Source organism: Herminiimonas arsenitoxidans (assembly GCF_900130075.1).
Lineage (GTDB): Bacteria > Pseudomonadota > Gammaproteobacteria > Burkholderiales > Burkholderiaceae_D > Oxalicibacterium > Oxalicibacterium arsenitoxidans.
The window spans coordinates 288606-313796 of sequence record NZ_LT671418.1 but is presented as its reverse complement, the minus strand read 5'-3'; the positions used below and the strand labels follow the sequence as shown (position 1 = coordinate 313796).

Here is a 25191-nt window from a genome sequence, read left to right as displayed (position 1 = left end):
TCGGCGTTGTATTAACGCTTGTTAGCAATGGCGACATTGCCCAGCAAGGCACGCACCGGCGCATACGATTTGCGATGCACGGGCGATACGCCATGCTCACGCAAACGCTCAAGATGCAAGGCCGTTGGATAACCCTTGTGTTGATCGAAAGCATAATGCGGATATTCAATATGCAACAGGCCCAGAGCGTGATCGCGCGCAGTCTTTGCAAGAATGGATGCAGCGGAAATCGCCTGCACCTTATCATCACCTTTAATGATTGCCTCGGAACGCACGGACATCACCGGGCAGCGATTGCCATCGATCAGTGCCAATGTCGGTAACACATGCAATCCTTCAATCGCGCGACGCATCGCCAGCATCGTTGCCTGCAGAATATTCAGCGTATCGATTTCTTCTTCCGAGCACTGCGCAATCGACCAAGACAGCGCATATTGCTTGATCTCGATAGCCAGTGCGTCGCGTTTTACTTCTGTCAGTTTTTTGGAGTCGCGCAAGCCGTCGATAGGACGCATCGGATCAAGAATCACCGCGGCGGCAAATACCGGTCCCGCCAGTGGGCCGCGACCGGCCTCATCTACACCACAGATGATGTCCTCATCCAGACTACTAAACAATGAGAGGTTGGGATCTTCTTTTTTCACGGGAGTGGTCTTTTGTACTGCGTTTGTTTTACACGCTACCACTACGTGATTGCGCAATTAATTCCATCACGGCACGGGCGCTCTCGCCTGCCGTATCACGCAACAGCGTGTGGTGCATTTCGGTAAAACGATGCTGCAAGCGCTCGCGATGTGCACCATCCTGTAATTGCTGCCACAAGGCATCAGCCAAAGCCTGTGGTGTCGCGGCATCCTGCAGCAGTTCCGGCACCAGAAATTCCTGCGCCAGAATATTCGGCAAACCTATCCATGGCTGGTAGGCCATATGACGCAATATATGCCAAGACGCGCCCATCATCTTGTAAGCGATGACCATAGGACGCTTGAACAGTGCGACTTCCAGCGAAGCCGTACCGGACGCAACCATGACCGCATCCGCCGCGGCTAGCGCCTGATGCGATTGTCCATCCAGTATTTGCACCGGCACATCCTGCAAACCAGCCTGAGCGATCAGCGCTTCGAAATAGCGACGTTGCGGCGCGCCAGCCATAGGTGCGACAATACGCAGACTTGGATCACGTTGCAGCAAGATTTTCGCAGCCGCGACAAAGGCAACTGCGTTGTATTTCAATTCAGACATCCGGCTACCCGGCAGGATCGCGACGACTGGCACACGATTTGGTAAACCTAATGTCTCGCGCGCTCCGGCTTGATCCGGTTCCATCGGAATGACTTGCGCCAATGGATGACCAACGTAAGTCGCAGGAATGCCTGCCTTACGATAGATTTCTTCTTCAAACGGGAAAATCACCAGCATGTGCGATACGGCACGCGCAATTTTCTTGATGCGGCCACCACGCCACGCCCAAATCGAAGGACCGATAAAGTGCATGGTTGGAATGCCGGCACTCTTCAGTTGCGCTTCTAATCCCAGATTGAAATCAGGTGCATCGACACCTATGAAGACGGCAGGTCGCTCGATCAGCAATTGATCGCGCAACGCAGTTTGAATTCCCTTGATTTCGCGATAATGCGCCAGCACTTCGAACAAACCACGCACCGACAACTTTTCCATAGGGAAATCGCTGACGAAACCGTGTTGCTCCATATGTGGGCCGCCGATGCCATGCATATAGGCATCAGGCAATTGCGGGCGCAAGCCAGACAACAGACGACCTGCCAACAAATCACCGGAAGTTTCACCGGCGACCATTGCGATCGCTGTTGCTGCGTTAGCGGATGATGCCACGAGGAGATGCTGCTATGAATTCACGCAACTGACGCAGGTATTGCGCCGCGTCAGGCGATTTTTCTTCTTCTGCCTGTAAAGCAAGTTTGGCTTCTTCTAGCGGCAAACCAGAACGATAAATCGCTTTGTAACCGCGCTTGATCGCCATGATCTGTTCACTACTAAAACCGCGGCGCTTCAAGCCTTCACTATTGATGCCAGCAGGCACCGCACGATTGCCAGCCGCGGTAACGAAAGGTGGAATGTCCTGGCTGACTGCGGCAGTAAACGCCGTCATCGCATGCGCACCAATACGGCAAAATTGATGAACCGATGTAAAACCGCCAAGGAAAACCCAGTCGTCTAAATGAACGTGACCAGCCAGCGTCGCGTTATTGGCAAGGATGATGTTGTTGCCTAATTGGCAGTCATGTGCAATATGAACGTAAGCCATGATCCAGTTATCACTGCCCATGCGCGTGATGCCGACATCCTGCGTAGTGCCCAGATTGATCGTCACAAACTCACGTATCGTATTGCGATCACCGATTGTCAACAATGTCGGTTCGCCGGCATATTTCTTGTCTTGCGGTGCTGCACCGATAGATGCGAACTGGAAAATCGTATTATCAGCACCGATGGTGGTGTGCCCTTCTACCACCACATGCGGACCGATTTTGCTGCCAGCCCCGATCGATACCTCAGGGCCGATCACCGTATAGGCGCCAACTTCAACGGTAGAGTCAAGTTGCGCCTTGGGATCAATAACCGCCGTTGGATGTATCAGTGCCATTACTGCCCCGCAGCTGGACTCGCATCGTTAATCGTACGCATCGTGCACATCAGTTCTGCTTCCAACGCCAATTGTCCATCGACAGAACCGGTTGCTTTGTACTTCCAGATACCACGTGCATTGCGCAGAATTTCCACTTCCATTTTCAACTGATCACCTGGCTCAACCGGACGCTTGAAGCGCGCACCGTCGATGCCGATAAAGTAGACCACACTGTTGTCATCCGGTTTTTGACCCATGGTCAAGAAGGAGAGCAAGGCAGCAGTTTGCGCCAGTGCTTCTATCATCAGCACGCCAGGCATGACTGGTTTGTGCGGAAAGTGACCGTTGAAGAATTCTTCGTTGGCAGTAACGTTCTTGATCGCGGTAATTGTTTTACCGGATTCCCAGTTCAACACACGATCAACCAGCAGCATAGGATAGCGATGCGGCAGATATTGCTTGATCTGATTGATGTCGAGTGTTTTCATTTCTGTATTCATTCTGATTTGTCGCCTAGCGATTTAATAATTTTTTCTAATTCGCGGATTTTCTCACGCATCGTCGGCAAATTGCGCACAATCACCGCAGATTTTTCCCATTCGGCATTTTTTGCCAATGGATAGAAACCGGTATATTGCCCCGGTTCACGAATTGAACGCGAAACCATGCTACCGGATGAAATATGCACATGATCAGCTATGGTCAAGTGCCCCAATATCATCGCAGCACCACCGAAGGTGCAATATTTGCCGATCACAGCACTTCCCGCCACACCAACACAGCCAGCCATCGCCGTATGCGCACCAATGTGACAGTTATGGCCAATCTGGATTTGATTGTCGAGCTTGACACCATCTTCGATCACGGTATCCGCCAAGGCGCCCCTATCTATCGAAGTATTCGCACCGATTTCTACATCATCACCGATCTTGACTGCGCCGGTTTGTGGAATCTTGATCCACGCACCGCCCTCATTGGCGAAGCCAAAGCCATCCGCGCCTATCACTGCACCGGGATGAACAATCCCTCGCGCACCAATTCGACAACCGGCTAAAAAGGTAACGCGTGGATAGAAATGCGTGCCGGCACCGACATGCGCACCACGGCCGATAAAGCATCCTGCATCAATCACACAACCATCTTCAACAACTGCGCCAGCCTCAATCGCGACATGCGGACCAATAGATGCACTTGCCGAAACGCGTGCCGTTGGATCAACGTTTGCACTTGGATGTATGCCTTGCGGTGCGATATACGCGTTCTGCGCCGCGAAAAACTGCGCTGCGCGAGCGAAATAAGCGTATGGATTTGCCGCGACTATGCGCGCACCTTTGTAGTCAGCTGCAACGATCTCATCGTCTGCCGCAGACAAAATTAAAGCGGCCGCGTTTGTTTGCGCGGCCTGCCCTCTGAACTTGGGATTGGAAAGAAACGTGATGTGCGATGCACTTGCATCGTTTAACGGCGCGATGCCGACAACTTCAATGTCCGCATCGCCTATCAACCGGCCCCCCAAGCGTTCGACTAATTCTCCCAGCCGAGTGCTCATCGTTGCCTTTTTATTTTATTTGCCCAGCGCTTTAATTACTTTATCGGTGATATCGATACGCGGACTAACGTAAGCCGCTTCCTGCAACACGATATCGTATTTTTCAGCTTCAGCGATTTGCTTGATTACTTTGTTCGTACGCTCAATCGCACTTGCTGTTTCTTCGTTACGACGCTGATTCAAGTCTTCCTTGAATTCACGTTGCGTACGCTGGAAATCCTTGTCTACATCAGCCAACTCACGCTGACGCTTGACGCGATCCGAATCGGACAATACCGGCGCATCCTTGTCGAACTTATCTGCCAGATTTTTCAAGCGATTCGCCAAATCCTGCAATTCCTTCTGGCGCTTGGCAAACTCTTGCTCCAGTTTGACCTGTGCGGCCTTGTACGGGGCTGCTTCGCGGAAAACGCGCTCGGTGCTGATGAAGCCGATTCTTGTTTCTTGGGCTTGCACACCAGAAACAAAAAATAATCCCGCGACAAATAATGTCGCACCTTTAGAGACCACTGACAGTTTAGTTAAAGACTTCAAAATAATTCTCCGTATTTCAAATTTCAGTTACCAATTTCCTATTATGCCACCAAGCGATTAAAAGCCTGTGCCCAACTGGAATTGGAATGCTTGTGTTCTGTCACGTTGAGTTATGTCACCATCTGTCTTCGCATTTAATGGTTTACCAAAACTCAACTTCAGCGGCCCAATCGGCGACACCCAACTCAAGCCAATACCAGCAGAAGCTTTCAAGCCACCACCGCCAAAGCTATCAGCGTACACATTACCTGCATCGAAGAAAGTAAACCAACGCAAACTGCGATCAAGGCCGGACCCCGGGAATGGGAACTGCAATTCCGCATTCAGGATAATTCGCGCTGAACCGCCCAACGGATCGCCATTAGGTGCTTTAGGTCCCAAGGATGAACTCTCATATCCACGGACAGAACCGATACCACCACCGTAAAAGTTTTTAAAGATAGGGTAAGTTTTCCCACCTAGCCCTTTGCCGTAATTAACTTCACCATTTAGTGCCAGTGTAGTACTACCACCGAACAATGGCTTGAAGTACTGATGCTGGTAAGTGGCACGATAATAATTTGAATCGCCAGCCGGAGAAATTTCGAAATTAGCACGCTGATAACGACCTTTGGTTGGCACCAATGCACTATCACGATTATCCCGCTGCCATGCTGCAGTCAAAGGTACACCAATTGCTGAAGCATTATGCTGACCAGTAGCAAAAGCACTCAGAGGATCTGTAGTGCTGTTAGCAACACCATTAATACTATCTACATAGCGTTTGAATGCGTCAGGGCTGTCGTTGTAATTAGTTAAGCCTGTGTAAGTCTGAATTTCAGTACGTTCAACACCAGCACCAAAAAATACCGTGTCATATTCGGTAAACGGCACACCAAACTTGATATTACCGCCAGTTGTACGAATACGATAGTCACCACTATTAATCACTGGCGGTCTGGTTGTACGAATGAACACTTCATAACTACGACTAATACCATCGTCAGTAAAATAAGGATTAGTACTAGACACCGCAATCGTACGATTCAGTCGGCTGGTATTAACGTTTACGCCGACTGTATTACCGCTACCGAAGGCATTCGCCTGATTAACACCGCCGCTCAAGGACAATTTTTCACTACTGGAAAAACCTGCACCCAGCATGATATTACCGGTCGGCTTTTCGGTTACACCGAGATTGACATCCACCTGATCTGTTTTGCCTGGGACATCTGGCGTTTCAATCGTGACATCGGAGAAGTAATCGAGACGATCAACCCGATCGCGTGACAATTTAATTTTTTCCGCGTCATACCAAGAGTTTTCAAACTGACGCATTTCGCGGCGAATAACTTCATCACGTGTTTTTGTGTTGCCGCCGATATTGATATTACGGACATAGACGCGCTTGCCCGGATCGATCAATACGGTAAATGCGACTTCTTTTTTCTCACGATCGATTTGCGGATTCGCATTCACATTCGCAAAGGCGTAACCAAAATTACCCAAACGATCGGAAATATTTTTGGTGCTTGCAGTCAGCTTTGCACCCGAAAAAACTTCACCTTTTTTCAATTGCACCAGCGATGCCAATTCAGCTTCGCGGCCAAACATCTCGCCTTCAAGCTTGACATCAGAAACTGTGTACTTTTCACCTTCTTTGATATTGATAGTGATGAAAATATCTTTTTTGTCAGGCGTAATCGACACTTGCGTCGACTCTATCTGCATCTCGATATAGCCACGATCCTGATAAAAGGATTTCACTTTTTCAATATCGCCAGCCAGCTTCTGTTTCGAATATTGATCTGCTTTCGAATACCAGGTAAACCAGCCTGGTGTACGCAAACTCAACATACTGATCAGCTCTTTTTCGCTGAAAGCTTTATTGCCGATGATATTGATGTTCTTGATACGTGCGACATCACCTTCATCCACTGCGAAAGTGATGGCTACACGATTACGCTCAATTGGTGTCACCGTCGTCGTGATTTGTGCGCTGTACAAACCGCGTGAAAGGTATTGGCGCTTCAATTCCTGCTCAGCACGATCAACCAGTGCCTTGTCAAAAATACGCGATTCGCCTACGCCGATTTCTTTCAGCGCCTTGGTTAATTGGTCTTTATCAAATTCTTTGGTGCCGGTGAATGTCACGCTTGCGATGGCAGGACGCTCCTCCACGAAAACGACCAGCACGTCACCTTCAACTTCAATTCGCACATCCTTGAAGAAGCCAGTTGCGTACAACGCTTTAATCGCTGCAGCACCTTTTTCATCTGTGAATGTCTCGCCGACACGTACCGGCAGATAGCTGAAAACCGTACCAGCTTCAGTTCGTTGAATGCCTTCAACGCGTATGTCTTTTACGGTGAAAGGATCCGCAGCATGCGAATAGCCTGAGCACAATGCAAAGGCTGCGATAGCGATAAGACGACGAGGGAGTATCGGCAAGGAGAAACGCTCTGAATATAATTTCATTGGCTATCGTTAATTAATTACTAGTCAGACCTTGGTCTGGAAAAGGCATGCGTCGCTCAGGAAATCAGGCGATTGATGTCATTAAAGACCGCTACCAGCATCAAGGTCATCAAGATCCCTATACCTGCTCGCTGAGCAATTGCACCAAAGCGTTCGGAGACTGGGCGACCCGTTAAAACTTCCACAGAATAATACAGCAAAAGCCCCCCATCCAACACTGGTATAGGTAGCAGATTCATTACACCTAAACTGATACTGACAAAGGCAATAAAGCTCAAATAACTGATCCAGCCAATACGTGCCGTCTGCCCTGCGTAATCTGCAATCGTGATTGGCCCTGTCACATTCTTCCAGGAAACCTCACCGATGATCATTTTTCCGACCATTTTGACCGTCAACACACTGGTATCCCAGGTTTTTTTCGTCGCTTTAACCAAGGCTGCAAACGGAGAATTATGAGCCGTCACCATATCCGGCGCCATCGGCACCTCAACCTTGATACGGCCAAAAACCTGACCATCCTTAGTCGCCTCTTCCGGCGTAACGTTCACGCTCAGTGGCTGTCCGCGACGTAAAAGATCAATTTTCAGATTTTTCCCAGGCGATGCTCGCACCAACTCAACCAGAGACAAACCATCGGGAATCGGCATCCCATTCACACTAACTATCAAATCTCCTTGCTGCAAACCAGCCTGCATTGCAGGGCCATCTGGAACGATTTGCCCCAAAATTGCAGGAGGACGCGCCAAATCGATGCCGAGCTTGCCAAGGAAATCACCTTCCAGTTCCTCGGCAGAGATGCTGTCAACAGGGATCGTGACCGTCTGCAAAAGTTTGCCAGAGGAACCCGCTGTCGCATGCTCAACGTCCAATGTAACCGGCTGCTTGTTGATGACCGATTGCACGATCAACCAACGCAGGTCATTCCATACCTGAATCGGCTCGCCATTGACGGCCGTCACCATTTCATCACCACGCAATCCGGCCTGATAAGCAATAGTTTTTTCCGCAGGTGCGCGCAACTTTGGTGCAGGTTCAGGAATGCCGTAACTGTACAAACAAGCGAACAAGAAAATGGCCAATAGAAAATTGGCAAGTGGGCCAGCGGCCACGATCGCGATACGACGCCACACAGATTGCCGTGTAAATTCGCGCTTCATATCTTCGGGTGATACTTCATCCAAATCACCGTCACGCGCGTCAAGCATCTTCACATAGCCGCCCAGCGGCAAAATCGAAATTGCCCACTCAGTCTGATCAGCACCAAAACGACGCGAATAGATGACTTTTCCCATGCCAACGGAGAAACGCAGGACCTTGACGCCGCACCAACGTGCGACCAGATAATGGCCAAGCTCGTGCACGATCACCAAGACACCGAGCACAACGGCAAAAGCAAGTATGGTTTGAAGCAACATCATGGCTGGATAAGAGAGTTAGCTAAGTCACGTGCGCAGCGGTCTTGCTCGAACACCGAATCAATGTCGGTAATTGCCTCTGCAGGCAATGCATCCATCACACGTGCAATCAGTTGATCGATGACGCGGAAACCGATGCGACCGTCGAGAAATGCTTGAACGGCAATTTCATTCGCTGCATTCATGATCGCAGGAGCAGAACCGCCTGCTTGCAAAGCATCATACGCCAGTTTTAGGCAAGGAAATCTTAAGAGATCCGGGCGCTCAAAGGTAAGTTGAGCAATTTGAACCAGATCGATCGGTTTAACGCCGGAATGAATGCGATCAGGATATGCCAGAGCATGTGCAATCGGCGTACGCATATCTGGATTGCCGAGTTGCGCCAGGACCGAGCCATCGACATAAGACACCATGGAGTGGACGACGCTTTGCGGATGAATCACGACTTCAATATGACTGGCCGGCACATCGAACAACCAGTGTGCCTCGATCACTTCCAGCCCTTTGTTCATCATCGTTGCTGAATCGACCGAAATTTTGCGCCCCATTACCCACTTCGGATGCGCCACAGCTTCTTGCCACGTCACTTGGTCGAGCGTATCAACATCGCGCTTGAGAAATGGGCCGCCGGATGCGGTCAACAGGATTTTTTCAACGCCGTGCTCGGCTGGTGAACGCTGGCGAGCGCCAGGCATACATTGGAAAATAGCATTGTGCTCACTGTCGATGGGCATCAAAGTCGCGCCGCTAGCAGCCACCGCATCCATCAACAAAGGGCCTGACATGACCAAGGCTTCCTTGTTTGCCAGCAGCACGCGCTTACCCGAGCACGCTGCCGCCAAAGTAGGCGCCAAACCAGCCGCACCAACAATCGCAGCCATCACACTATTGCACTCAGGCGCACTGGCAACCGCACACAATGCAGCTTCGCCATATTCGACTTGCGTCTGCAATCCTTTTTGACGCAAGAGTGTTTGCAGCTTTTGCGCACCTTCAGCAGAACCGACAACCGCAACCTGTGGCTTAAATTGCACACACTGCTGCGCCAACTCGTCTATCTTGCTTTGCGCGGTCAAGGCATATACCGAATAGCGATCAGGATGACGCGCAATCACATCCAAGGTAGAAACGCCGATGGACCCAGTCGAGCCCAGAATAGTGATCTGCTGCATTTCTGCCTTACATCCAATAAGCGATAAGTGCGGCGAGCGGTAAAGTCGGAATCAAGGCATCAATCCGGTCCAGCACACCACCATGTCCCGGCAGCAAGCTGCTGCTATCTTTCATGCTGGCACGACGCTTGAGTTGAGACTCGAACAGATCGCCAACAATGCTGGCAGCAACCATTAATACCAATACCGCGAGAAAACCAAGCCAGCCCCATTTGAGATACAGCTGCACTGCAAAGGTATCGTTCAGCGCCGGTACGGCGATCGTCAACGCACAGGCCAGCAATACGATAATACCGCCGCCTATCGCGCCTTCCCATGACTTGCCAGGGGAAATTGATGGCGCCAGCTTACGTTTGCCAAATGCCTTGCCGCTGAAATAAGCCCCGATATCGGCCAACCAAACGATCGCCATAACAGAGAACATGTACAAGGTCGAATGATTGAACAAGACCAGCAGCGCAATGAAAGCACCGAGGATGGCTATGCCGTAAATGCCCGTCAATAAACGATTAGCAATGCCGGTCATTACCGGCAAGCCAAGAGCGAGTGAAGGCGTCAAACGCAAAGCCCAGATCGCGACGCAAATCGCAGACAAAAACACGCTTTGCTTGAAGCTGCCGCTGTAAATCAGCCAGGAAAATGCAGCCGTCCAAATCGCAGCACCAAGGATAGGATTTTTGTTGCCGAACAAGCGCAGGCATTCCCATGCTGAAGCAGCAAAAAAACCGATGGTCAATACAGCGAATGCGACAAAGGAACCGGAATAAATTACCAACAGCAGCACTGCCAGCAAAATCAATGCAGTGATAATCCGCGTTTTTAGCATTTAGCCACCGGCGATTGCTCGGTCAGTTGTGCGCTAGTACGGCCAAAGCGTCTTTCGCGCTGTTGATAGGAGGAGATAGCCAATTCCAACGCAGCAGCATCAAAATCAGGCCAATAGGTATCAGTGAAATACAACTCCGTATAAGCAAGCTGCCACAACAGGAAATTGGAAATACGCTCTTCACCGCCAGTGCGGATGAAAAGATCAGGTTCCGGCGCATACGCCAGTGCAAGATAAGGAGCCAACTGCGCTTCACTGAAATCGCTTGCGCCAGGATGCGCTGTCACCATCTGATTGACCGCCTGCATGATGTCCCAACGACCGCCATAGTTGGCGCAGATCGTCACCGTCAAACGTGTATTGGCCGCCGTTTTACGTTCGGCTCCAGCGATCATTTTTTGCAATTTATCGTCGAAACGACTGAGATCGCCAACGATTTTCAGACGTATGCCATTGGCATGCATCTTGGAGACTTCGCGCTCCAGAGCCGTCACGAACAGACGCATCAACAGCGTCACTTCGTCTTCTGGACGGCGCCAGTTTTCGGAACTGAATGCAAAGAAGGTGACGTATTCGACGCCCTGCTTGGCGCACGCCTCGACGATGCCACGTACGGCCTCCACGCCTTTGACGTGACCAGCTACGCGCGGCATGAAGCGTTTAGTGGCCCAACGCCCATTGCCATCCATGATGATGGCAATATGGCGCGGCACCAGCGATACTTCCGGCACGATCTGGGTTGAACTCTGCGACGTCATGGTTGAGCGACCGGAAATAGAGAGATAGGCAAAAGAATGAAAAGCCGACTCAAACCGTCAGCACTTCTTTTTCTTTTTCCACAACCAGCTTGTCCACTTCAAGCACAGCTTTGTCTGTCAATTTTTGGATTTCATCCTGAGCACGACGCTCGTCATCTTCCGAACAAGCTTTTTCTTTGAGCAGTTTTTTCAAACTTTCATTGGCGTCACGGCGAATATTGCGAATCGCAATCTTTGCATCTTCTGCTTCGCTCTTGACCAATTTGACCATTTCCTTGCGGCGTTCTTCGGTCAATGGTGGCGTCGGCACGCGGATCATTTCACCTTGCGTCGATGGATTCAAACCGAGATCTGCATCGCGTATGGCTTTCTCAACCACTGCGACCATTTTCTTCTCAAAAGGCTGTACACCAATTGTGCGTGCATCAACCAAGGTCACGTTAGCAACCTGAGTCAAGTTGGTCGGGTTACCGTAATACTCGACCATCACGTGATCAAGAATACCGGTATGCGCACGGCCAGTACGTACTTTTGCCAGATCAGCTTTCAAAGTCTCGATAGACTTTTGCATCTTTTGATCGGCAATCTTTTTTGCATCAGCAACAGTCATTACTGTTCTCCTCTTTTACAACGAGTTAAACCTGAATTGAATTTCAGCGGAATTTATACGTGTACCAAAGTGCCTTCGTCTTCGCCCATGATGACACGCTTGAGTGCACCCGGTTTGACGATGGAAAACACCTTGATCGGCAGTTTTTGGTCACGGCACAATGCGAATGCAGTTGCATCCATCACCTGCAAGTGTTTGGAAATCGCTTCATCAAAAGTGATGGTCGAATAACGTGTAGCGTCCGGATCCTTGTTTGGGTCGGCACTATATACGCCATCAACCTTGGTCGCCTTCAAAACAATCTGTGCACCGATTTCCGAACCGCGCAAAGCAGCTGCTGTATCAGTGGTAAAGAATGGATTGCCGGTACCTGCGGCAAAGACCACAATCTTGCCCTCTTCCAGATATTGCAATGCCTTAGGACGGACGTACGGCTCAACAACCTGCTCAATGGCAATCGCTGACATGACGCGAGCGGTGATACCTGCTTGACGCATTGCATCTGCCAGTGCCAGCGAGTTCATGACCGTTGCCAGCATCCCCATGTAATCGGCAGTTGCGCGATCCATGCCTTGTGCACCGGGCGCTACGCCACGGAAGATATTGCCGCCACCGATGACGATAGCCAGTTCCACACCCAATTTTGCTACTTCTGACACATCCGCCACCATCCGTTCGATAGTGGCACGGTTGATACCGTAAGGATCGTCTCCCATTAACGCTTCACCCGAGAGTTTGAGAAGAACGCGCTTATAAGCTGGGGTTGTCATGGGCTGGATTCCTTGTTTTTGTCTGGTTTTTACTGGGATACAGTTCTTACCTGATTTTCATCCGATCTTGCCATATTGATGAAGGCGCACGAATGAAATCTTAATCTGTCAGCACATCAAAGGATACTTGATGATGCTAAAAAAACGGGCCTTTCGGCCCGATTTTTTCGCTTACGCCTGTTTTGCTGCTGCTACTTGTGCTGCCACTTCGGCAGCAAAGTCATCCTGCTTCTTCTCAATGCCTTCACCAACCACAAACATCGTGAACGATTTCACCGTCGATTTAGTATCTTTCAACATTTGTTCAACGGTTTGCTTGTCGTTCTTGACGAACGATTGATTCAGCAGGGAAACTTCTTTCAGGTATTTCTGTACCGAACCTTCAACCATCTTGGTAACGATCTCAGCTGGCTTGCCCGATTCAGCAGCTTTCAACTCAGCAACCGAACGCTCTTTAGCGATCAGATCTGCAGGTACGTTGTCCGAAGACAGTGCAACTGGTTTCATCGCAGCGATGTGCATCGCAACGTCTTTACCAACTTGTTCGTCAGCACCATCAAAATCAACCATGACGCCGATACGTGTACCGTGCAAGTAGGAAGCCAGTTTGCCAGTTGTTTCAAAACGCGCGAAACGACGGATCGACATGTTTTCACCGATACGGCCGATCAGGGCAGCACGGGTTTCTTCAACAGTCTTGCCTTCCAGTGGCAATGCGCTCAATGCAGCAACGTCAGCAGGATTTTTCTCTGCGATCAATTTTGCCAGAGCATTCGAGAATGCGAGGAAGTCGTCATTTTTTGTTACAAAGTCGGTTTCGCAGTTAACTTCGAGCAAAGAACCAACGTTGCCAGCTACGTAAGCAGCAACGACACCTTCAGCGGTTACGCGGGAAGCAGCTTTCGAAGCTTTGCTACCCAATTTAACGCGCAGAATTTCTTCTGCTTTGACTGGATCGCCATCAGCTTCCGTCAATGCTTTTTTGCATTCCATCATCGGCGCATCGGTCAGCGCACGCAGTTCACCAACCATCGCAGCAGTAATAACGGCCATTACAATCTCCTAACAAACGGACGTCCGTCAGACGTCCTCAATCTTATTACGTTCAAAATGCGCTCGAAAAAAAGGGGCGAACCGCTGTTGCCCCTTTTATTCTGACGCTCAATCCATCAGAGGCAGGGTTTAAGCCTGCTCGTTGACCTCAACAAAGTCGTCGCCGCCTTTGATTGATTCAACCAGATCGTTGGTCGCGCTAGCACGGCCCTCGAGGATCGCATCTGCAACGCCACGGGCGTACAGCATGATCGCTTTGGAGGAATCATCATTACCTGGAATAACGTAGGTAACGCCTTCTGGCGAGTGGTTGGTATCAACTACACCGATAACTGGGATACCCAGTTTCGCTGCTTCAGTGATCGCACCTTTGTGGTAACCAACGTCGACCACGAAAATTGCGTCAGGAATGCCGCCCATATCCTTGATGCCGCCGATTGCTTTTTCCAGCTTGATTTTTTCACGATCAAACATCAGCGCTTCTTTTTTGCTGAGTTTTTGTACGGAACCGTCTTCGATCGAAGCTTCCATTTCTTTCAAACGCTTGATCGATGTTTTGATCGTTTTGAAGTTGGTCAGCATGCCGCCCAACCAGCGTTGGTCAACGTAAGGCATGCCAGCGCGTGCTGCTTCAGCGGCGATGGTTTCACGCGCTTGACGCTTGGTGCCGACGAACAGCACTGTGCCGCGATTGGAAGACAATTGTTTGATGTACTTCATCGCCTCCTGGTACATACCCAGGGTTTTTTCCAGATTGACGATATGAATTCTGTTGCGATGGCCGAAAATGTAAGGGGCCATCTTTGGGTTCCAGAAGCGTGTTTGGTGACCAAAGTGGACGCCAGCTTCCAGCATTTCGCGCATTGTTACGGACATGATATCTCCAGGGTTAAGGTCTGGAATCCGTTCAGTTACCGGGATCATTTGGCTGATTTCAGCTCTGATCGAGGCACCCTTTTCGAACGGATTCGCGATTTACAAAAAAATTTGCTTAAAAGTTAATTCAGGCAAGCCCGAGATTCTACCTCAGAATTGCCGCTAGTTTCAAGTGCCACACCACATTGCCCGGCGAATAAATGAGCGCTCGTCTATAATTCTTCATCAATCAATTTTTTCATGCTGTCATTTCAGCAATTTTCGGCTTCCTATGAGCAATATTTCAATTAAAACTGCAGAAGATATACAAGGCATGCGCGTCGCAGGTCGACTCGGCTCTGAAGTTCTTGATTACATCACCCCATTCGTCAAAGCCGGTGTTACCACCGGTGAACTGGATCGTCTGTGTCATGAATACATGGTAAATGTGCAAGGAACCATCCCTGCCCCGTTGAATTACTGCCCTCCCGGCTATACACCTTACCCAAAAGCAATTTGCACATCTGTCAACGATGTGATCTGCCACGGCATCCCGGGCGACAAGGTCTTGAAAAACGGTGATTCAGTCAATCTGGACATTACCGTCATTAAAGATGGTTACCATGGCGACAACAGCCGCATGTTCCTGATTGGCGAACCTTCCATCCTGACGAAGCGCCTGAGCGAAGTTACTTACGAATGCATGTGGTTAGGCATCTCGAAAATCAAACCAGGCGCACACTTGGGCGATATCGGCTACGTGATTCAACAACATGCCGAGAAAGCCGGCTATAGCGTCGTACGCGAATTCTGCGGCCACGGCATCGGCAAGGTATTCCACGAAGAACCACAGGTCTTGCACTACGGTCGCCCTGGCACATTGGAAAAACTCGAAGCCGGCATGATTTTCACGGTAGAGCCTATGATCAACGCCGGTCGCCGCGAAATCCGCGAAATGGGTGATGGCTGGACCATCAAAACCAAAGATCGCAGCCTGTCCGCGCAATGGGAACATACTGTATTAGTAACTGAAACAGGCTACGAAATCCTGACACAATCGGCCGGCACACCGCCGCCGCCTTCCTTTATCGTGCCACAAACCACTTCACAAGCAATCAACGCCTAATCATCCATGCCGTCTCTTGCCATCGCACTAAAAGAAGAACTCAAAGCCGAACGACAAATCGTCATTGAACGTTTTTTGAAGGATGGCAAGGCAGAACATCTGCTGACGCAACTAAGAATCAACGTCGATGCCGCCATGATCAAGGCGTGGACGGCATTTGATCTGCCCGAAACTGCAGCCTTGGTTGCTGTTGGCGGTTATGGTCGCGGCGAGTTGTTTCCACATTCCGATGTCGATGTCCTGATCCTGCTGCAGGAAGCACCAAATGCCGCGCTCCAGGCCAAGCTGGAAGAGTTGGTTCAGCTATTCTGGGATATGGGCCTCGAAATTGGTCACAGCATACGCACCATAGACGAATGCCTGTTTGAAGCAGACGCCGACATTACCGTGCAAACGAGTTTGCTCGAAGCACGTCTGGTCATTGGCAACAACAAACAATTCCAGCTACTGAAAGTACGCTGCAACGCAGCGATGGATCCGCAAGCATTTTTCCAGGCTAAAACACTGGAATTGCGGCAGCGCCACGCCAAGTACGAAGACACGCCTTACAGTCTGGAACCAAACTGCAAGGAAAGCCCAGGCGGCTTGCGCGATCTGCAAGTCATACTGTGGGTATCGAAAGCTGCTGGCTTCGGCAATTCCTGGCGCGAACTAGCCGTACACGGATTGATCACGCCAACTGAAGCACGCCAACTGACGCAAAAAGAACGTTCACTCAAAGACGTCCGCATCCGCTTGCACATAGTCACCAATCGCCATGAAGATCGCCTGGTATTCGATGTGCAGACTGCGATTGCAGAATCCATCGGTTTCAAGACAACGGAAACGCGACGCGCCAGTGAATATTTGATGCAGCGTTATTACCTTGCTGCCAAAGCGGTCACACAGCTCAATATGATTTTGCTGCAAAACATCGAAGCACAATTGTTCCCGCAAATGACTTCACCGGTCGCGATCAACGAGCACTTCAATGAAGTGAATGGGTTCATCGACATTGCCAGTGACGACACCTTCGATGTCACACCATCGACCATGCTGGAAGTATTTCTGCTGCTATCGCTGCATCCGGAACTGAAAGGCATGACCGCACGCACCTTCCGTTCGCTGTGGAATGCGCGCTTCAAGATAGACAATCAATTCCGCCAGGATCCAGTCAATCGCGCACTGTTCATGAAAATTCTGCAGGCACCGCAAGGCATCACGCATGCTTTGCGGCGCATGAATCAAACTAGCGTCTTGGGTCGCTATCTACCTAACTTCCGCAAGATCGTCGGGCAAATGCAGCACGACCTCTTCCACGTCTACACTGTCGATCAGCACATCATGATGGTGGTACGTAATGTGCGCCGCTTCATGCTGAGCGAACACGCACACGAATATCCATTTTGTAGTCAACTCGCAGCCAACTTCAGCAAACCGTGGCTGCTCTATATTGCCGCCCTTTTCCATGACATAGCCAAAGGACGCGGTGGCGATCATTCGCAGTTGGGCATGGAAGATGCCCAAGTATTCTGCGTCGATCACGGTCTGTCTGAAGAAGAAACCGAACTGGTGGTATTCCTGGTGGAAAACCATTTAATGATGTCGCAAATCGCACAGAAGCAGGATTTATCCGATCCTGCCGTCATCAGCAGCTTTGCCAAACTGGTCAAAGACGAACGGCATCTGACTGCACTGTATTTGCTGACCGTCGCCGACATCCGCGGCACCAGTCCCAAGGTCTGGAATGCATGGAAAGGCAAGTTGCTGGAAGACTTGTACAACATGACTTTGCGTGTCTTCGGTGGCGACGCACCGTCAACTGATCGCGAGCTGAAGAACCGGCAGGAAGAAGCGTTAAAAACCTTGCGTCTGTATGGCTTGTCTGCGCACGCGCATGAAGCATTGTGGAAGCAGCTCGACGTTGTCTATTTCCTGCGTCACGATGCAGGCGATATCGCATGGCAAACACGCGCGCTGTACGAAAAAATTGATAGTCCGGTACCCGTCGTTAAATGTCGGCTGGCACCGATAGGTGAAGGCTTGCAGGTAACGGTTTACGTGAAAGATCAAACCGATCTGTTTGCGCGCATCTGCAGCTATTTTGATCGCAAGAATTTCAGCATTCTCGATGCAAAAATTCATACGACCAAACATGGCTATGGCCTGGATACTTTCCTGGTTACCGAGCCTGCATTCGCCGATAATTATCGCGATCTGATCAGTTTGATCGAGCACGAACTGACTGAAGTATTGACCGAGAAAGTCAACTTGCCATCGCCGTCCAAAGGACGTCTGTCGCGCCTGTGCCGCAACTTCCCTGCCACACCGACTGTCGATTTACGTCCCGACGAGCGCGGACAATATTATCTGCTGACAATTTCCGCCAACGATAGAAACGGCTTGTTGTATTCGGTCGCCAATATTCTCGCGAAATACAAAGTCAATCTGCACACAGCCAAGGTCATGACCTTGGGTGAACGCGTGGAAGACGTTTTTCTGGTCGATGGCTCTGCACTCAATAATCCACGCAATCAAATTCAACTGGAAACCGATTTGCTTGATGCTTTACGCGTCTGACGACCTTACACTCCGTCGCATCGATTTCCATTTTTTCAAACTACGATTTAAAGAATTACACTGCCATGACTGAACCACTTCGCCTTTCCAAACGCATGTCCGAACTCGGCCTTTGTTCCCGGCGCGAGGCCGACGAATGGATAGCACGCGGCTGGGTACGCGTCGATGGCAAGGTTGTCTCGGAATTGGGCAGCAAGGTGTTGCCAACACAAAAAGTAACGGTCGAACGTCAAGCCGCTGCAGAACAATCCAAACGCGTCACAGTCTTGATCAACAAACCTATGGGTTATGTCAGCGGTCAGGCAGAAGATGGCTACAAACCAGCTGTCGCGCTGGTCAATGCTTCCACCCGTTGGAGTGAAGATCAAGCGCCTGTCCAGTTCCACCCTACGCAGTTGCGTAGTCTCGTACCCGCCGGCCGACTGGATATCGACTCAGTAGGTTTACTGGTGCTGACGCAAGATGGTCGTATTGCCAAGCATTTGATAGGCGAAGACACCTCAGTAGAAAAAGAATATCTGGTACGCGTGCAATACAGCAAGCCAGGAAAACTACCTGAGTCAGAATTAAAACGCCTGAATCACGGCTTGACGCTGGATGGCAAAAAACTGCTGCCGGCTAAAGTGAAATGGCAAAACGAAGATCAGCTGAGCTTCATCCTGCGCGAAGGCAAGAAACGCCAAATTCGCCGCATGTGCGATATGGTCGGATTGAAAGTCGTGGGCTTGAAGCGCGTACGCATCGGCAATGTCAAACTCGGCGATCTGCCAGTTGGCCAATGGCGCTATCTGCGCGAAGACGAACAGTTTTGATACAGGGTGGCCTGCCACGCTGCCTTCCAACTCCCCTTGCATCACCTGGATTTGTTGACTGACGTCAACTGTGTGAATAAATCACCACTATCTGCGCTATTAGTTCACTATTAGCCAATTCCGTCCTTGCTCAAACTCGGCATACAGCTGCAAACTAAGACCTGAAATCGCACTATTCAGAAAATGCTGTTGATTTACATTTAAAGCTATCCCCGTTTTAGAACACAAGCCAAGTCACCGGATCGTTGTTTCAACTGAAAACAAAGGGAGTGGATAAATGAAAAGAACTCTATTCGCATTTTCGCTGTTGACGTCGATGGCAGGAGCCACCTATGCGCAAAGTAGCGTCACTGTCTATGGTGTTGTCGATCTTGGATTAAAGATAGAGAACGACGGTGCCGGCAGAACGGTCGGCATCGCCAGCGGCAATCAAAGTGTCAGCCGCGTCGGCTTCAAAGGCACCGAAGATCTCGGCAACGGACTCAAAGCCAACTTTGTACTCGAAGCAGGCTTCAGTGCAGACACTGGTGCGCAAAGTGATGCGACCCGGTTTTTCAACCGGCAATCCTATGTCAGCTTGGCTGGTGACTTTGGCGAAGTAAAGCTGGGCCGCGTCCAGACCATGGTCTTCACCAACTCTGCCGTATTCGATCCTTTTGCCGATACTCTCGCCGGTGATTCCGTACGCATCTTCAATTACGGCGGCAACCGCATAGACAATACTGTTAACTACAGTTTTGCCGCTAAAAACGGTATCAATGGCCAGGTAGCCTATAGCTTCGGCGAAGTAGCCGGCAATACCAGCGCCAGTCGCACGGTGGCCGGCGCCATCGGGTATGCATCCGGTCCGTTGGCTACGGTGTTGACCTATCAAGACACCAAGGACGTGACAGGCACCGACAGCTCCAAGACGACGCTGATCGGCGGCAACTACAACTTCGGCTTGTTGCAACCCTTTATCGCCTACGCCATTAACAAAGGCTTCGGTACGCTCGACACGCGGGATTCCCTGATCGGCCTGAAGATCAACCTGACGCCAGCCGATACCATCATGACGTCCTTCATGTACAAGCAAGACAAAGTCAACAACAATGCCAACGCACGCCAGATTGCGATCGGCTATACGCACAATCTGTCGGTACGTACCAATTTGTATACTAGCTGGGCACTCCTGAGTAACGATGACAATGCCAACTATAGAGTGGCAGCCGCCGGCAAGAATGACAATCTGTTCAACGTCGGTATCCGCCACAAGTTTTAAACCAGGGCAGGAATAAAAAAGGGCGACCTCAAGTCGCCTTTTTGCATTTCTATCTTCGCTTATCGCTGTTCGCGCTCAATCGTCGTCGTTCGGATCAAGGTCCGGGAACAAGACATCAACGTAACCAAACTGCGATAAATCAGTAATCCGCATCGGATACAGAATGCCGTCTAAATGATCGCATTCATGCTGCACCACACGTGCATGGAAGCCGTCTGCGTCGCGGCTAATCACATTGCCATACTGATCGAAACCCTCGTAATGCAAGGCAGTGAAGCGCGGCACCACGCCACGCAAACCAGGTACCGATAAACACCCTTCCCAAGCTTCATCCATTTCTGCCGACAAGGGGCGCAGCTTAGGATTGATCAAGACTGTTTCCGGTACTGGCGGCGCATCGGGATAACGCGTGTTTTGCTTGAAGCCGTAAATCACCAGACGCAGATTCACACCGATTTGTGGCGCAGCCAAACCAGCGCCATTTGCCGCATGCATGGTGTCAAACATATCGGCGATCAGCGCATCCAGTTCGGGCGTGCCGAATTCCTTTACAGGCTCAGCTACACGCAACAAGCGTGGGTCGCCCATCTTCAAAATTTCTCTTACTGTCATTTCAGTGTTTTCAAGTAATCAGTAAAGGCTGCGCCGGTTTCCGGATGCTTGAGTCCCATCGCTACCATGGCCTTCAAGTAACCCAGCTTGGAACCGCAGTCATAACGCTGACCATCATAACGATACGCCAGCACCTTCTCGGCTTGCATCAAGGCAGCGATGCCGTCCGTTAATTGTATTTCACCACCTGCACCTTTGCCGAGAGTCTCAAGGTAGTTAAAAATCTTGTTGGTCAATACATAGCGACCAACTACCGCCAATGTCGATGGGGCGACGTCCGGCTGAGGTTTCTCTACAATCGCATTCACCAACTCCAGATTGGTCTGATACGGTGTGGCGCTGACGATACCGTATTGTTTGGTCTCTGCACGTGGCACATCCTGCACCGCAAGTATGCTATGACCATCGTTGCGGAAAATATCCGTCATCTGCGCCAAGACCGGTTTGGTACCGGCCTCTGTATCCATGAAGTCATCCGCCAGCAATACCGCGAACGGCTCATTGCCAACCACCGGACGAGCACACAAGACCGCATGACCGAGACCCAGCGGTGCAGACTGACGTATGTAAATGCAATTGATATTCTTGGGAATCACATTGCGTACGAGACCCAGCAACACTTCTTTATTCGCAGCTTCCAGTTCGGCTTCCAACTCATACGCTGTATCGAAGTGATCTTCAATCGCGCGCTTGTTACGGCCGGTAATGAACACCATTTCCGTAATGCCCGCAGCCACAGCTTCTTCAACTGCATATTGAATCAAAGGCTTGTCAACGATGGGCAGCATCTCTTTCGGCTGCGCCTTGGTAGCCGGAAGAAAGCGACTGCCCAAGCCAGCCACGGGGAAAACGGCTTTTCTAATTATGTTCATTTGTATCCAGTAATTGAAGCAATGCTGATTCATCCAGTATAGCGATGCCGAGCTCTTCTGCTTTGGCCAGCTTGCTGCCGGCTTCGGCGCCAGCCACTACATAGCTGGTTTTTTTAGAAACGGAACCGGCAACTTTGCCGCCTGCGGCCTCAATTTTTTCAGCAGCGGCATCGCGACTCAAGGTCGGCAAGGTACCGGTCAGAACAAACGTTTTGCCAGCGAATGGCTTAGGTTTGTTCTCCACTACATGTTCCGGCCATCGGACACCAGCTGCCCGCAATTGTTCAATCAACTCTGTATTCAATGGATCGCTCAAGAACGCCATGATCGATTGTGCAACGACCGGGCCGATATCTGCGACCTCCAGCAATTGCTCTTCAGATGCTTGCAACAATGCATCCAGATTACCGAAATGACGCGCCAGCTCTTTCGCCGTTGCTTCGCCTACGTGGCGTATGCCCAGCGCATAAATGAAACGAGCAAAAGTCGTCGATTTGGATTTCTCCAGCGCAGCCAATACATTCTGCGCCGATTTGTCCGCCATTCTGTCCAGTTCAGCCAACGCGCGAAAACCCAGCTTGTATAAATCTGCTGCCGTCGTAATGATGTTCTTATCAACTAGTTGTTCAACCAGCTGATCGCCCAAACCCTCCACATCCATCGCCCGACGCGATACGAAGTGCAGCAAACCACCCTTGCGTTGCGCTGCACATTTAACCCAGCCACCGGAGCAGCGTGCAATCGCTTCATCTTCCAGTTTGACTATCTGTGAATGACATACCGGGCAAGTGGTCGGCATGACAAAAGGCTGCGCATCCACCGGACGTTTCTCAGGCACATAAGCCACTACCTCGGGAATCACATCACCAGCACGACGTACGATAACGGTATCGCCGATTTGGATATCTTTACGTCGCACTTCATCTTCGTTATGCAATGTCGCGTTTGTCACCGTGACACCACCTACCAATACAGGTGCCAAACGTGCGACAGGTGTAATCGCACCAGTACGACCGACTTGAACTTCTATGTCCAGTACCGTCGTTAATGCTTCTTCTGCCGGGAATTTATGTGCGATGGCAAAACGAGGAGCGCGGGAAACGAAACCAAGTTGCTGCTGCAAATCGACACGATTCACTTTATAAACAACGCCATCAATTTCATATGGAAGTGAGGCGCGTTTTTCACCAACCGCTTTGTAGAAAGCCAGCAAGCCCGCGGCACCCTTCACCACGGCACGTTCATCACAAACCGGTATGCCAAGCTCCGCATACCAATCCAGTAATGCAGAATGCGATGCCGGCATCTCCGCACCTTCCAGCATGCCTATCCCATAAGCAAAGAAACGCAAAGTGCGTTGTGCCGTAATGCGCGAATCCAACTGACGCAAACTACCTGCAGCCGCGTTACGTGGATTGGCAAACTCCTTGGCACCGGCATCACGCTGACGCGCATTCAGCTTCGCCAAATCAGCTTTGTACATCATGACTTCGCCGCGCACATCCAGCACTTTCGGCGGCGTGGCAGTATGCAGACGCAAGGGAATCGCACGCACCGTACGAATATTCGTCGTGACGTTTTCACCGGTCGCACCATCGCCGCGCGTCGCTGCTTCCACCAGCACGCCATCTTCATAGCGCAGATTGATCGCCAAGCCATCGAACTTCAACTCAGTCGCATACTCGACTTCCACCGTGCTGTTCAAGCCGTCACAGACTCTGCGATCAAAAGCAACAATGTCTTCATCTTCAAAGCCGTTACCCAGCGACAGCATAGGTACGGAATGCGTCACTTGTGGAAAGGCAGACAAAGCCAATGCACCTACACGTTGTGTAGGTGAATCAAAAACAAGTAATTCAGGATGTGCCACTTCCAGCGCTTGTAGCTCGCGGAACAGCTTGTCGTATTCCGCATCGGGAATAGAGGGATTGTCTAGGACGTGATACGCGTAGTTATGACGGTTCAGTTCATCACGCAACCATGCAGCGCGCGCAGGAGGATTACTGGCATCCGGCTCGTCCTGTTTCGCGCTTGAGCCAACTTGTGATGCCGTAGAAAACAAATCCGGCTGCATAATCAGTTAAATAAACGTAAGGCCCGGTTGGAACCAGCAGGAATATCCGCCGCTTCCATATCGGCGTAGAACACTTCGAGTTGTCCGGCGATTTCGTTCAGGGAAGCATCTGATAATGGTTGGCTGCCATCGTCCACGACGGTGCCATCCAGACGGGCTGCCAAGGAACGAGCACACGCTGTCATTGCACCAAAACCATCGCGTGCAGGCGACACGGCAGGAACATCGAGCAGCAGCGTCAGGCGGCTGGTCGTTTCTTCCGCCAGCGTTACATTGGTAGACAGCGAGAACAACACGCCGCCATCACCATCAGGCATCACCAAGCGGCCTTCCGGACGCACGTCAAAACCTTGACGCTCCAACGCCGCGAGCAAGGTCGTGACCGACCATGGTGCGCCATTGGTTTGTACATTCACACTCAGTTTCGCATCGTATTCGGTCACGAAATGGTGCAAGGAACGCGCAGTCACCATCACTTCAGCCATATCCGGTACATCCGGATCTGCATCAAAGTCATCAGCGATCTGGCGCAAGCGCATCACGAATTCGGAATATTCCAATTCGTTCAAGGCGTTGCTACGATTAGCCAGTTGCACACCTGCCATCAAGGATTTATAGATGCCACCATGTGTCACAGCTTCCCAGCCGCCATCAATGTGTTGCCCAGCAAAATGCACAGGCTTGCTACCAACATGACGCAGGGATTGCAAGGCAGGGAGAATCTTTTCACCACGTAACTGTGTAGACAATGCCAGCGGAATCGTGCAATCGATCAGATAATCAACCGGCAATTCCTTTTCTTCCGTGGCTTGCATCATATCAACCGGTGCATCACTTTCTGCTTCTACATGCGCTTCTTGCTCTGCATGGGTGACTGGAGCGGTATCGTCGTAATCAGTTGAAGCAAATGTCGGTTCATGGCGCTCGATATCAGACGATGACGCGCGATCTTCTGTTGCCATCAGCACATCATCGTGTGATGAAGAAAAAGCGCGTTCAACGCTTTTCTTGGCTTTGTGTTCTTGCCATTTATTGTAGGAAATAACGCCGACGACAATCACGCCACCAATAACAATCAAACTCGTCTGAAGATCGGTCATGCTGCACCTACTGTCTGAAACGATGTTGAGGAAAATCCATTCAGCATCGCACTACGCGCAACGTGAAAAAAATGAGGGGAAACGGTTTGGGTCATAAAAATCCAAAGGTTCGACGGCCGTACCGGCATCCAATAAAACACGCGCCTGAAGTCAGTGGCGACTAGCGTT

23 protein-coding genes are annotated in these 25191 nt (G+C 50.6%); 4 read left to right on the top strand and 19 right to left on the bottom strand.

The genetic code is table 11. From position 1 onward, the window contains the following. Positions 1–11: 11 nt before the first annotated feature. From rnhB to rpsB, 15 genes are all read right to left on the bottom strand, one after another. A complete protein-coding gene (rnhB, locus tag BQ6873_RS01480; RefSeq protein ID WP_076591073.1) occupies positions 12–644 on the bottom strand; it encodes a ribonuclease HII in 633 nt (210 codons plus the stop codon). Positions 645–672: 28 nt separating this feature from the next. After that, the gene (gene lpxB / locus BQ6873_RS01475; RefSeq protein WP_076591072.1) at positions 673–1851 is read right to left on the bottom strand and encodes a lipid-A-disaccharide synthase; all 1179 of its coding nucleotides are present in this window, start codon (positions 1849–1851) and stop codon (positions 673–675) included. Continuing rightward, entirely contained in the window at positions 1835–2623 is a 789-nt protein-coding gene (gene lpxA / locus BQ6873_RS01470; protein WP_076591071.1) for an acyl-ACP--UDP-N-acetylglucosamine O-acyltransferase, read from the bottom strand. Before lpxA ends, lpxB begins: the two co-directional genes overlap by 17 nt. Then, positions 2623–3093 (bottom strand): 3-hydroxyacyl-ACP dehydratase FabZ, encoded by a 471-nt coding sequence (fabZ, locus tag BQ6873_RS01465; RefSeq protein WP_076593882.1) that lies wholly within the window; start codon positions 3091–3093, stop codon positions 2623–2625. Before fabZ ends, lpxA begins: the two co-directional genes overlap by 1 nt. 8 nt (positions 3094–3101) lie before the next feature. Next, positions 3102–4154 carry a UDP-3-O-(3-hydroxymyristoyl)glucosamine N-acyltransferase gene (lpxD, locus tag BQ6873_RS01460; RefSeq protein WP_076591070.1) on the bottom strand — a complete coding sequence of 351 codons (1053 nt, stop codon included), beginning with the start codon at positions 4152–4154 and terminating at the stop codon, positions 3102–3104. 15 nt (positions 4155–4169) lie between these two features. Continuing rightward, a complete protein-coding gene (locus tag BQ6873_RS01455; protein WP_076591069.1) occupies positions 4170–4688 on the bottom strand; it encodes an OmpH family outer membrane protein in 519 nt (172 codons plus the stop codon). Between the two features lie 57 nt (positions 4689–4745). Beyond that, positions 4746–7145 (bottom strand): outer membrane protein assembly factor BamA, encoded by a 2400-nt coding sequence (gene bamA / locus BQ6873_RS01450; RefSeq protein WP_076591068.1) that lies wholly within the window; start codon positions 7143–7145, stop codon positions 4746–4748. A 56-nt stretch (positions 7146–7201) separates the two neighbouring features. Beyond that, entirely contained in the window at positions 7202–8566 is a 1365-nt protein-coding gene (rseP, locus tag BQ6873_RS01445) for an RIP metalloprotease RseP (RefSeq protein WP_076591067.1), read from the bottom strand. Next, positions 8563–9735, bottom strand: a complete 1173-nt coding sequence (gene ispC / locus BQ6873_RS01440; RefSeq protein WP_076591066.1) for a 1-deoxy-D-xylulose-5-phosphate reductoisomerase — start codon at positions 9733–9735, stop codon at positions 8563–8565. The genes rseP and ispC overlap by 4 nt, the downstream gene beginning before the upstream one ends. Before the next feature lie 7 nt (positions 9736–9742). Then, positions 9743–10561: a phosphatidate cytidylyltransferase gene (locus BQ6873_RS01435; RefSeq protein WP_076591065.1), complete on the bottom strand. Its 819-nt coding sequence runs from the start codon at positions 10559–10561 to the stop codon at positions 9743–9745. Next, positions 10555–11319, bottom strand: coding sequence for a polyprenyl diphosphate synthase (gene uppS, locus BQ6873_RS01430; protein ID WP_076591064.1), 765 nt, complete (start codon positions 11317–11319; stop codon positions 10555–10557). The genes BQ6873_RS01435 and uppS overlap by 7 nt, the downstream gene beginning before the upstream one ends. Before the next feature lie 49 nt (positions 11320–11368). Continuing rightward, positions 11369–11929: a ribosome recycling factor gene (frr, locus tag BQ6873_RS01425; RefSeq protein WP_076591063.1), complete on the bottom strand. Its 561-nt coding sequence runs from the start codon at positions 11927–11929 to the stop codon at positions 11369–11371. Positions 11930–11982: 53 nt separating this feature from the next. Beyond that, complete coding sequence (pyrH, locus tag BQ6873_RS01420) at positions 11983–12699, bottom strand: UMP kinase (protein ID WP_076591062.1); 717 nt, start codon at positions 12697–12699, stop codon at positions 11983–11985. A 171-nt stretch (positions 12700–12870) separates the two neighbouring features. Further along, the gene (tsf, locus tag BQ6873_RS01415) at positions 12871–13752 is read right to left on the bottom strand and encodes a translation elongation factor Ts (RefSeq protein WP_076591061.1); all 882 of its coding nucleotides are present in this window, start codon (positions 13750–13752) and stop codon (positions 12871–12873) included. A gap of 129 nt (positions 13753–13881) precedes the next feature. Next, complete coding sequence (rpsB, locus tag BQ6873_RS01410; protein ID WP_076591060.1) at positions 13882–14628, bottom strand: 30S ribosomal protein S2; 747 nt, start codon at positions 14626–14628, stop codon at positions 13882–13884. A 271-nt stretch (positions 14629–14899) separates the two neighbouring features. Between rpsB and map the strand changes: the two genes are divergently transcribed. The 4 genes from map (at position 14900) to BQ6873_RS01390 (ending at position 20365) form a co-directional block, all read left to right on the top strand. Beyond that, complete coding sequence (gene map, locus BQ6873_RS01405) at positions 14900–15733, top strand: type I methionyl aminopeptidase (RefSeq protein ID WP_076591059.1); 834 nt, start codon at positions 14900–14902, stop codon at positions 15731–15733. 6 nt (positions 15734–15739) lie between these two features. After that, positions 15740–18292: a [protein-PII] uridylyltransferase gene (locus BQ6873_RS01400; RefSeq protein WP_076591058.1), complete on the top strand. Its 2553-nt coding sequence runs from the start codon at positions 15740–15742 to the stop codon at positions 18290–18292. Between the two features lie 65 nt (positions 18293–18357). Next, the gene (locus BQ6873_RS01395; RefSeq protein ID WP_076591057.1) at positions 18358–19104 is read left to right on the top strand and encodes a pseudouridine synthase; all 747 of its coding nucleotides are present in this window, start codon (positions 18358–18360) and stop codon (positions 19102–19104) included. Positions 19105–19381: 277 nt separating this feature from the next. Then, positions 19382–20365 carry a porin gene (locus BQ6873_RS01390; RefSeq protein ID WP_076591056.1) on the top strand — a complete coding sequence of 328 codons (984 nt, stop codon included), beginning with the start codon at positions 19382–19384 and terminating at the stop codon, positions 20363–20365. Positions 20366–20440: 75 nt separating this feature from the next. On the opposite strand, the gene def is transcribed toward BQ6873_RS01390, so the two are convergent. Genes def through BQ6873_RS01370 form a run of 4 tightly spaced genes read right to left on the bottom strand, consistent with a single transcriptional unit; the run spans position 20441 to position 25023 of the window. Next, positions 20441–20977, bottom strand: coding sequence for a peptide deformylase (def, locus tag BQ6873_RS01385; protein WP_076591055.1), 537 nt, complete (start codon positions 20975–20977; stop codon positions 20441–20443). Then, positions 20974–21849, bottom strand: coding sequence for a UTP--glucose-1-phosphate uridylyltransferase GalU (gene galU / locus BQ6873_RS01380; protein WP_076591054.1), 876 nt, complete (start codon positions 21847–21849; stop codon positions 20974–20976). The genes def and galU overlap by 4 nt, the downstream gene beginning before the upstream one ends. Continuing rightward, complete coding sequence (ligA, locus tag BQ6873_RS01375) at positions 21836–23923, bottom strand: NAD-dependent DNA ligase LigA (protein ID WP_076591053.1); 2088 nt, start codon at positions 23921–23923, stop codon at positions 21836–21838. The genes galU and ligA overlap by 14 nt, the downstream gene beginning before the upstream one ends. A 2-nt stretch (positions 23924–23925) precedes the next feature. Further along, positions 23926–25023, bottom strand: a complete 1098-nt coding sequence (locus tag BQ6873_RS01370; protein WP_076591052.1) for a cell division protein ZipA C-terminal FtsZ-binding domain-containing protein — start codon at positions 25021–25023, stop codon at positions 23926–23928. Between the last annotated feature and the right edge of the window lie 168 nt (positions 25024–25191).